Origin of the sequence: Capsulimonas sp. (assembly GCF_039929585.1) — a bacterium.
Taxonomy (GTDB): Bacteria; Armatimonadota; Armatimonadia; order Armatimonadales; family Capsulimonadaceae; genus Capsulimonas.
Window position 1 is genome coordinate 1 of sequence record NZ_JBDSQY010000271.1, and the last position, 9,610, is coordinate 9,610.

Annotated in this window: 10 protein-coding genes; 7 read left to right on the plus strand and 3 right to left on the minus strand. The window is 62.5% G+C overall.

The annotated features are described in order from the left end of the window. Positions 1 to 925: AraC family transcriptional regulator (locus ABIZ35_RS20460; RefSeq protein WP_348221777.1), on the minus strand; the 925-nt coding region annotated here is incomplete at its 3' end. A 109-nt stretch (positions 926 to 1,034) separates the two neighbouring features. Between ABIZ35_RS20460 and ABIZ35_RS20465 the strand changes: the two genes are divergently transcribed. From ABIZ35_RS20465 to ABIZ35_RS20495, 7 genes are all read left to right on the plus strand, one after another. After that, entirely contained in the window at positions 1,035 to 2,078 is a 1,044-nt protein-coding gene (locus ABIZ35_RS20465) for an aldo/keto reductase (protein WP_348221778.1), read from the plus strand. Between the two features lie 127 nt (positions 2,079 to 2,205). Further along, on the plus strand, positions 2,206 to 3,600 hold the full coding sequence (locus tag ABIZ35_RS20470; RefSeq protein ID WP_348221779.1) for a CHASE2 domain-containing protein: 1,395 nt from the start codon (positions 2,206 to 2,208) through the stop codon (positions 3,598 to 3,600). A gap of 291 nt (positions 3,601 to 3,891) precedes the next feature. Further along, positions 3,892 to 5,079, plus strand: coding sequence for a putative cytokinetic ring protein SteA (steA, locus tag ABIZ35_RS20475; protein WP_348221780.1), 1,188 nt, complete (start codon positions 3,892 to 3,894; stop codon positions 5,077 to 5,079). A gap of 9 nt (positions 5,080 to 5,088) precedes the next feature. Next, complete coding sequence (locus tag ABIZ35_RS20480; RefSeq protein WP_348221781.1) at positions 5,089 to 6,033, plus strand: copper transporter; 945 nt, start codon at positions 5,089 to 5,091, stop codon at positions 6,031 to 6,033. Beyond that, entirely contained in the window at positions 6,030 to 6,728 is a 699-nt protein-coding gene (locus ABIZ35_RS20485) for a glycosyltransferase family 2 protein (RefSeq protein ID WP_348221782.1), read from the plus strand. The genes ABIZ35_RS20480 and ABIZ35_RS20485 overlap by 4 nt, the downstream gene beginning before the upstream one ends. A gap of 47 nt (positions 6,729 to 6,775) precedes the next feature. Then, complete coding sequence (locus tag ABIZ35_RS20490; protein ID WP_348221783.1) at positions 6,776 to 8,116, plus strand: FHA domain-containing protein; 1,341 nt, start codon at positions 6,776 to 6,778, stop codon at positions 8,114 to 8,116. A 76-nt stretch (positions 8,117 to 8,192) separates the two neighbouring features. Continuing rightward, on the plus strand, positions 8,193 to 8,552 hold the full coding sequence (locus ABIZ35_RS20495; protein ID WP_348221784.1) for a PRC-barrel domain-containing protein: 360 nt from the start codon (positions 8,193 to 8,195) through the stop codon (positions 8,550 to 8,552). Positions 8,553 to 8,750: 198 nt separating this feature from the next. Here the strand turns inward: ABIZ35_RS20495 and ABIZ35_RS20500 are convergent, their stop codons facing one another. Beyond that, positions 8,751 to 9,152: an OsmC family protein gene (locus ABIZ35_RS20500; protein ID WP_348221785.1), complete on the minus strand. Its 402-nt coding sequence runs from the start codon at positions 9,150 to 9,152 to the stop codon at positions 8,751 to 8,753. Between the two features lie 38 nt (positions 9,153 to 9,190). Further along, a partial coding sequence (locus tag ABIZ35_RS20505; protein ID WP_348221786.1) for a FixH family protein occupies positions 9,191 to 9,610 on the minus strand: 420 nt, incomplete at its 5' end.

Below are 9,610 nucleotides of genomic sequence, written 5' to 3' on the forward strand. Positions count from 1 at the left end.
CCTCCCCCACCCCCGCTCGATACCGCCCTGGCGACATCCCAATCACCCGCCGAAACACCTTCCCAAACGCACTCTCCGACTCATATCCCACCGCCCCCGCCACCGCTGAGAGTTTCAAAGACTTGTCCTCCCGCATCATGTTCGCCGCGCGCACCATCCGCCAGTGCGTCAGATGGTCCATCGGGGTTTCTCCCGCCAGTTCCCGAAACCGGGAGGCGAACGCCGAGCGCGACATGGAAACGCGGCGCGCGAGTTCCGGAACCGTCCACGCTTTCTCCGGATGGGCATGCATCAAATCGATGGAGGCGCTGATCTGCGGGTCCGCCAGCGCGAGCAGCCAGCTGGGGGCTTCGTCGCGGCACGGTGAATCGATCCGTGTGCGCATGGCCTGCACGAAGAGTACTTCCGCGAGGCGGTCCACAATAGACGATGATCCTGGGCGCCCCTCTCCGATTTCCTCGGCGATGAATTGCAGTGTCGACTGGAACCACGGGTTCGATTGTGTGCTCGACGCCTTGAGGTGAATGATCGGCGGCAGATACTTGGTCAGCAGATCACTTTCCGGGGAGGCGAATGTGAAACAGCCCGCGATCAAGGACGCCGGAGCGCCTCCCCCGCCATAAGTAATCAAGCGCGATTGCCGAAATGCGCCCGGCGTGATGACTTCGTGGATGGATCGCAGAGACATGTCGGGACTGCTCAGCAACGAATAATTCTCGGGACCGGGGAGAAATACGAAGTCGCCGACGGCCAGGGGAATGAGCGCGTGCTCGTCCACGCCAAGATAACACGAACCATCCGTGACCGTAAGGCAAATCCCCTTCCCTCCCGGCAGCATCAGCCCCCATGGCGCGGTCAGCTTGATCTGTCCATAAAGCTGCCCCTTCGTTCGAACAAGATCGATCACCTCGGCGAGTGTATCCATAGCTGCATCCTAGACTTTGGCGTTTCAGACGATAAACACGGCTTTTTGAGCGCATTACGTTTCATTAAGTTGGAGTATTATACTTCTAATATTTGATGGGAGCGTGAAAATGCGATACAAAATTTTCGGAGCAAAGACCGGTCTTAAGGTTTCGGAGCTGGCGCTTGGCGGTGGTATGTTCGGAACGGCATGGGGTTACGGCGCGGCGCCGAATGAAGTTCGCGCGATCCTGCAAGCCTTCTCCGACGCGGGTGGTAACTTCATCGATACGGCCGATAACTATCAGCTGGGCGAATCCGAGCGAGAGATCGGCAAGTTCATCAAACCCAATCGCGACGGCTTTGTGATCGCGTCGAAGTTTAGCCGCGGCGCGACGGCGCAGCCCGCCCTCGCCGCCGTCGGCGCAAACCGTAAAGCAATGGTCCAATCGGTGGAGGATAGCCTCAAGCGCCTGGGGACGGATCGGATCGATCTTTACTTTGTCCATATGGACGACGGTGTGACGCCCATGGAGGAGATCGCGCGCGGCCTAGACGATCTCACGCGGGCCGGCAAGATCATCTACGGCGGGCTCTCCAACTTCCCCGCCTGGCGCGTCGCGACCGCCGCCAGTATCGCACAGCTCCGAGGGTGGACTCCCATCGCCGCTCTCCAGACGGAATACAGTCTGCTCCAGCGCACGACCGAGCGCGAACTGCTGCCGATGGCCGAAGGCTTTGGCCTCGGCGTCATGGGCTGGTCACCGCTCGGCGGCGGACTGCTGACGGGAAAATATCGCAAGGGCGAGACGGGACGGGCCACGGACCTGAAAGCCAGCGTGCTGCATTACGGCGGCGAGCGCAACGACGCCATTCTTGATGTTCTCTTCGCCGTCGCGGAAGAGAGCGGCTCCAACCCCGGTCGGATCGCCATCGCGTGGGCGAGCGCCAAGGGCGTCATTCCCGTGATTGGGCCGCGCACCCGCGCACAGCTCGACGACAATCTGGCCGCCACATCGGTGAAGCTCAGCGCCGAACAGATCCAGCGCCTCGACGATGTCAGCGCCGTCGATCTGGGTTATCCCCACGAGCTGCTCGCCGCCGACGCCCAGCGAGCGACCATGACGGCCGGCCACTGGAGCGAGATCGACTTCACCGGCCGCGCGGTCGCCTAACACATGCGCGGCCACTGGAACAAGAAATTCTCTCACAATACTCAAACTCAAAGGGCAGAGAGTTTGGGGAAGGAGGCAAGCAGGGAACAAGGAATTAACTTCTGTCTAAGGCAAGGATGACAAGACGATGATAATTCAAAAAGTAGGCCCCGAGCGGCTGCTCTCTTACCGCGCGATCGTCTTTCTCGCCGCCGTTTTTCTGGCGATCGCGATCGGCATATTGACGGAACATTCGCAGCGGGCGCCCATCGAATCGAAGGCGGAAGACGCCATCGTACGAATGGCGCCGCGCGCCGCGCGGGCCGATGTGGTGATCGTGGCGATGGATGACGCCTCGGTCACCAAATACGGCCCCATCAAATCGTGGCCCCGGTCGCTGCTCGCGCAGGGCCTCTCCAAGATCGAATCCGGCGGCGCCAAGGTGGCCGTCGTGGATCTGGCGCTGGACAAGCGGACCCAGACCGGTGATTCGGAGCTGTGGCGCACAATGGCGAACAACCGAAACGTCGTGCTCGGCATGTCTTACGACGCCAACCGGCCGCAGACATACACGCCCGACGATATCCGGTCGCTCGTCTTCCTGGAGAAGTACGCCATCGCCGATAAGCTGACGCTGGACAAACGCAACCAGGTCTTCCCCTATCAGATGTTTGAGCCGCCCGTTTCGGACTTCACGGGATCGAGCCGGGGCGTCGGCGTTTTCGTCCGTGAGACCGAGCCGGACGATGTCCTGCGCAGCGCCCGCCTCTTCTACCGAAGCACTGTCACATATCCGCCCGCGACTGCGGCGATCCGAGGCAAGTTCCCGACCTCCAAGCTCGCGGACGGCGCGCCGGTGGCGCTGCCGAACTTGTCGCTCGTCACCGCCCTGCGCGTTTATGATTTGGACAAGGATTTCGTTCAAGTCGCTTCGGGCAACACCGTTAAGTTCATCGGAAGCATCAATCCTCCGGTCGCGGCGCCGATCGACGATCAAGGACGCATGATGATCCGTTACTATGGACCGCCCGGACATTACATCACCTACTCGTTCGCGGATCTGATGTCCGGCAAGATCAAGCCGGACGTCTTCAAGGGCAAAGTCGTATTCCTGGGCGCCACGGCGGCCGGCGACCCGGCGACCGATGCGCGCGCCACGCCATTCCCCGGTCTGATGCCCCGCGTCGAAGTGACGGCGAACGCGGTCTCCACCTTCATGGACCGCTCGTTCTTCAGCCGCAACGAGCATCGGATTGTCCCGATCTTGATTATGCTTGGTCTGGTCACGGGCGCCGCGCTGATGTTCTTCAGCGGCGTGCGATCCCTGGTGATCACACTGGTCCTCCTGATCGCGTGGTTCGCTCTGTCCTATGCGCTCTACGCGTTCAATCACGTAATGCTGCCGATCCTGCCAGGCGTCGCGGCCATTCTCGCCGCCTACGTGATCTCGATGCTGCTGTTCCTCGGCCCCATGCGCCCCGTCGCCCTGGAAGCGCCGCCGATGTACATTCCGCCGCCGTCGGATAAAGTGCATACGGCGTAGCAACACTGGACAACAGATTCGGCCTCCGATCTGATGCCCCCCGACCCCCACTGGGGGTGCAGAACATAGATTTGTTGGCGTGACGAAGATTAATCTTGGACACGTTTTCGATAACATGATCTGCACCCCTGTGGGGGCCGGGGGGCATCTTCTGTTCTCCCAGGCTTTAGCCGAGAGAGAGGCGCACTAGGGCTGGGGGTGAGGGCGACTTCTTGCACGCCGCCCCGGCGTGTGCTATACTAGTGAATTACTTTTCACACGTTTTCGGACCGCATGAGGGAGCTTGGAATTTTGGCGACCGTCCGCCCACAGTCTTCGCCCAGTCGGGAGCGTACCGTTCTGGGCGCGGCGCGCGTGGACAAGCGCACCAAGAACCTGACCTCGCGACTGAGACCGGGCGACGCGGCCGTGATCGACCATTCGGACCTGGATGCGCTGGCGGCGCGCTCCCTAGCGGACGCGCGCGTGTCAGCCGTGATCAACGCGCGGCCATTCATTAGCGGCAAGTATCCCAATCGGGGGCCGGGCGTGCTGGCGAATGCAAGCATCCCTATGTATGAGCTGTCCGACCCGGAGGCGTTCGCGCGCATTCGGGAAGGCGGGGCGCTGACGATCGACGCCGACTGCGTGCTCTATCAAGACGGCGCGGCGATCGGTCCGGTCACAGTTTGGGACGATACGGCGATCGTGCTCGCCACGCAGTCGGCGCGCGCCAACCTCGGCTCGGAGCTGGAGAAGTTCGCGCGCAACACGCTGCAGTACCTCGACGCCGACAAAGAACTGCTGCTCGACCCGACCAATGTCCCCGCTCTGCGTCAGACCAAGATGGCGGGACGCCATGTACTGGTCGTGGTGCGCGGCGAGCATTACAAAGAAGATCTGTCGCTGCTCCGCACCTATCTGAGCGAAGTGCGCCCCGCCGTGATCGCCGTGGACGGCGCTGCGGACGCCCTGCTCGCCATCGGCTGTACGCCCGATATTATTCTGGGCGATATGGACAGCGTCTCGGACGACGCCCTGGGGTGCGGCGCGCAATTGATCGTCCACGCCTACGCGCGGCGCGGAGGCGAAGCGCCTGGCATGGCGCGTATCCATGAACTCGGATTGGAAGCCGACACCTTCCCGGTCCCCGGTACGAGCGAGGACGCCGCGATGCTGCTGGCCTACGAGCACAACGCGGATCTCATCGTCGCCGTTGGCACGCATTCGAACCTGGAAGACTTTCTCGACAAAGGCCGTGCCGGCATGGCGAGCACGTTTTTGGTCCGCCTCAAGATCGGCACACGCCTCGTGGACGCTCGCGGCGTCTTCAAGCTCTACCGGCCCAAGCCGCCGTTCAGCGCGTTTGTCGCCGTCATACTCTCAGCCATGTTCCCGTTCGTCGTTCTGCTCGCAAAGTCGCCAATCTGGCGCAACATCACGGAGATGTTCCACATCTGGTGGCAGCTCCATTTTGGATGGCGCTTTCACGGCCGCTAAACCCTCATTATGCTTGATGTCCGTTACCATATCGTCTATCTCTGCGCCGTCTTTCTCATGCTGGGCTTCGGCATCCTGATCGGCGAGCACGTCAGCCTGCCTCCACAGGTCACCGCCACGGCCAAAAGCCTCGCGGCCCTGCAAGTGCAGGTGGACGGCGCCGTCCAGGAGGGCCGCGAGGCCAAGAGCCAACTGGTGCAGGTGGAGCGATCGCTGAACTCATTGCGGCCAAAGCTGACCCATGGCAAGCTGACCGGCCACCGCGTCGTGGTCATCCAGTGCGGTGACTATCCGCAGGCGACCGCTTCCGCCGCCGCCGCGCTCCAGCTCGCCGGCGCCAATGTCGCGGCGACCGTCGTCATCGAAGACAAGATGGACGCGCTGACACCCACGCAGATCACGACGATCCTCGACGCCCTGCCCGCCGACTCCCATCCGCCGGCGTCTGACGGCGCCGCCGGCGACAGCGGCCTGATCCTTACCGCCGTGGCCACCATTCTGCGGGGCGGCTCAACCAGCAAGCCGAGCCTGGGCCATGCTCTGGAAACCTTGCAGTCGCAGGGGCTGATAACAATCGATGGAGATGTCGCGACGCCTTGTGCGTATTTTGTTTTCGTCGGAGGCCGAAAAATCGATTGGCCGGACGACGGGGCCAACCCGATCGACGGCGCTTTGATCCAGCGTCTTCAGGACTTCACGTCCCCAGAAGCCGCGCCCCCGGCCGCCGCTCCGCCCGTGACCATCATCGGCTGCGAGCCGTTCGACGTTGGCGTCTCCTCAATCAAGACTTATCAGAAATATGGGCTGACGACGGTCGACTGCATCGACCGCCCGCTCGGCCAGCTCGACCTGCCCTTCACACTCCGCACGGACGCGGGTGACCGGGCGGATTACGGCCTCAAAACTACCGCGACACGGCAGCTGCCTCCGGTTCTGGAGGATCAATCTTCGTGAACGAAAAAGATCTTCATGTTTGTGCGCTAATTCCGGCGTATAATGAGGAACAGCGTATTGCAAAAACAGTCGCCGCCCTGCGCTCCCGCCGTGAGATCCACACGATCATCGTCGTGGACGACGGATCATCGGACGGCACGGTGCAGGCAGCCGAAGCGGCCGGAGCCGACGTTGTCCTGAAGCAAAAGAATCAGGGCAAGGGGGCGGCGCTGACTGCGGCGTACGCCGCCGCGAAAGAGATCGGGAATATCTTTTTGCTCCTGGACGCCGACCTGGGCGCTTCGGCGACGGAATCCGTGAAGCTGCTCCCGCCGCTCCTGCGCGGAGATGCGGACATGGCGATCGGCCTGCTCCCGCCGGACCCCGCCTTCGCCGCGACCGGTCAAAGCGGCGGACGCGGCTTTGTGGTCCGTCTCGCCAACTGGGGCATTCACCAGCGCACAGGCCAGACATTTCGCCAGCCGCTCTCCGGCCAGCGCGCCGTGCGGCGCGAAGTGCTCGAAGCGGTCCACGGCAAGTTCGCGAATGGATTCGGCGTGGAAGTCGCGCTGACCATCGGCGCGATCAAAGCGGGCTTTCGGGTAGTCGAAGTCGAGACGGCGTTTCGGCACCATGTGACCGGCGGCGAATGGTCGGATATCGTCCACCGGGGCAAGCAGTTCCGAGATGTGGCGAAGACGATCGCAGAGTCGTGAACGGCGAAGTGACGATTACAGCCTAACTCTAGCCCACCAACACCACTATGTCATTGCAGACCAAGGCGCTTTTGCTCATGATCGCCGGCGCCGCCTCCGGCGCGCTGACCTGGATATTGACCGAAGTCCTCCGAAGTCCCACGGATATCGGCGTCCTGCCGCATGCCCCCTGGGAAGCGGCCCTACTCAGCACGCTGATCGGCCTCTCGATGGGCGTCGTGGAGGCCGCTGTCTCGGACAACGCCGCGCAGCGGCGCGGCGCCGTTGGCTCGGGATTGCTGCTGGGAATCGGGGGCGGACTGGGCGCGAGCCTGCTGGGAATGTTCATTCCGGGCAGCAGCTTCTGGGCGGGATCGATCACCGGGGGCCTGCTGCTCATCGCCGCCATGACCGGCGCGACCCAGGGGCTGGCGCGCCGGTCCGGACCATTGGCGCTTCAAGGATCCATCGGCGCGATCGTGGGCGGTTTGGCGGGGGAAGCGGCGCTTCAAGGAGCCGCCACGCTCGACGGCGGCCCCATTTCATCGACCGTCAGTCGCTTGATCGCCTTGTCGATCGCCTCGGGGCTGATCGGCCTGGGCATGGGACTGGCTCCCGACTGGCGCAAAAAAGCCTGGCTCCGTTCTCTGCGCACGCCGCATCCCGGAAACGAATACCCGCTTGCCAGCATGGTCACTCGCATCGGCAGTGGGCCACAGTGCGAAATTTACGCGGGCGGTGTGGCCGATATCCACGCCGTGATCGAATACCTGCCACAGGAGCGACGGCGGCGGCTGCGGCATATGGCGCGCACCGGTCAGAAGCCGACCCTGCTCAATGAATCCCCCATGACTTCGGAGAAATGGCTGACGCATGGCGACCGGCTTCAGATCGGCGACCGCATCTTTGTCTTCCTGGAACCCGCCACCCAGTCGCTCACCCAGCTTCCCACGCCGCGCACTCCGGAAAAGAGCGCTGGCGTAATTCATCCAGAAGAGAACGTATACGCCGCCGTGGCTGGCGATTCCGCAGTGACGTCGATGGACCTCGACATGCCCGCGCTGCAGGCGGCGCGCCAAGCCTATTCCGGCGGTGTCGGCCCCAAGTCACGCGGGGAGATCGGATCACGGCTCGTCTGTATTTCCGGCGCGTACACTGGCCATACGTTCCCTGTGCAGCACGACACGGTTTCCATCGGCCGCTCGTCGAAAAACGAGATTGCCCTGCCGGCGGACACGCACATCTCGCGCGTACACGCCCGGATCGAGTACACGGACGGCGTCCATATTCTCTCAGACGTCGGCGCATCCAATGGCATTTATGTCAACGACGCGCTTGTCGTCGCCCCAACAACACTCAGCGCCGGAGACGTCATCAGTCTCGGCGAAACTCTCCTCCGATACGAATAGTCGCCGCGCCTACGTTTATCGCGCCTGCCCGCCGGGAATAGTAAATCAGATTTACAACTTCCAGGAGGCACAAACGATGTCAACACAAACGCAGACGTTCAACGAACAGCAGCGCAGCGGCGCGCCGGCGATTTTGGAATTGCTCAGCGAATTGGAAAAGCGTGACCAGGACAGCAAGGGCGCCGTCCAATCGGGGGCCAATGCCGGCGCGGGCGTTGGTGATCCGCGCGGCTATACGGTGGTCAACACCACCGGTCACGATGTCGGCAAAGTGGCCGATCTTTACGTCGATCCCCACACCCGGCAGCCCTTCTACGCTCTGCTGCAGCTGGGCAACCACCCGCTCGGCATCGGCGACCGCCGGGTACTGGTTTCTTACGACGATATGACCAGCGACAGCGATAAAAAAGTTCGGGTTCGGGTTGCGGTGGCGTAGGGCTTTGCTCTCACCCCCGATACGGACTCGGCCCCCAGCCCCCAATCCTGGGGGAAGAGGTTAGCGCGGGCGATTATTAATCTTGCATCCTACGGCCCTAGGACAGGAACAGAAACGCTCTCGCAAAACTCTTCCCCCAGGATTGGGAGTTGGGGGCCGAATCCTCTCTAAGAGTCAATTCGGTTAAAAGCGCCTCATCTACTCATACCGATACTCAATCGGCGAATCGATGTCTGGATGCAGGCTGGCGTGCACCGGACATAGATGACCAACGCGCTCCAGTGTCGGGCGGAAATCTTCGGGAATGCTGGCGGGCAACACCACGGTGACCGGCAGGCGGCCGATGCGGCGGGGGCTGGCGTTCATTTCCTTGGTGACATGGGCGGTCGCGCCGGTGATGTCCAGATCGTGACGTTCGGCGAACATGCCGATGGTCGTCAGGATACAGGCGGCAAGGCCGGAGGCGACCAGATCGGTCGGGCTGAAGGCGGAGGCGTCGCCCCCGATGTCCTTGGGCGCATCCGTGCGCAAGGTCGGGCCTTCTTCATGCGTCAGCGAGCATTTTTTGTTTCCGTCGTAACGGACGTCTATCTCTACCACGAACTTCTCCCTATCTTTCCACAATTTTTCGTTTCAGTTCAATTCCAGGCTTCGGTCCGGAACGTCACATTCAGCGTAGGCTTCTGAGGCCGCTCGATGCGCACCTTGATGTCATACTTTGTCGCCACCGGCAGGTTCAGCGGGATTTGGTATCGGCCGTTGCCCTGCGCGCGGCCGCTGACGGAGGCGCCGGGCATCTTGGGGCTCACCATGGCGGCGGAACCGGTCACGTTGGCGTTGCCGATGGGCGCGCCCGTGGCGGCGTCGCTGAGATCCAGAATGATGGTGTCCAGCCCAGTATGGGGCGGTTTTTGCTCGGTGGTGAACTCGACATGGAGGTCACCCACCGTTTGCGCGGGCGGCGGCGGCGCGGCGGCGGGCTTAGAACAGCCCGCCGATAAAATAGCGCACGCGAGCGCGGCGACGAATACGGAACGCATGGTCTCTCCAGCAAACAA

Excerpts from the sequence above, each read along its gene's own strand:
- ABIZ35_RS20465 (WP_348221778.1), top strand. The coding sequence starts at position 1,035 with ATGCGATACAAAATTTTCGGAGCAAAGACCGGTCTTAAGGTTTCGGAG.
- ABIZ35_RS20490 (WP_348221783.1), top strand. The coding sequence starts at position 6,776 with ATGTCATTGCAGACCAAGGCGCTTTTGCTCATGATCGCCGGCGCCGCC.
- ABIZ35_RS20470 (WP_348221779.1), top strand. The coding sequence starts at position 2,206 with ATGATAATTCAAAAAGTAGGCCCCGAGCGGCTGCTCTCTTACCGCGCG.
- ABIZ35_RS20495 (WP_348221784.1), top strand. The coding sequence starts at position 8,193 with ATGTCAACACAAACGCAGACGTTCAACGAACAGCAGCGCAGCGGCGCG.
- ABIZ35_RS20480 (WP_348221781.1), top strand. The coding sequence starts at position 5,089 with ATGCTTGATGTCCGTTACCATATCGTCTATCTCTGCGCCGTCTTTCTC.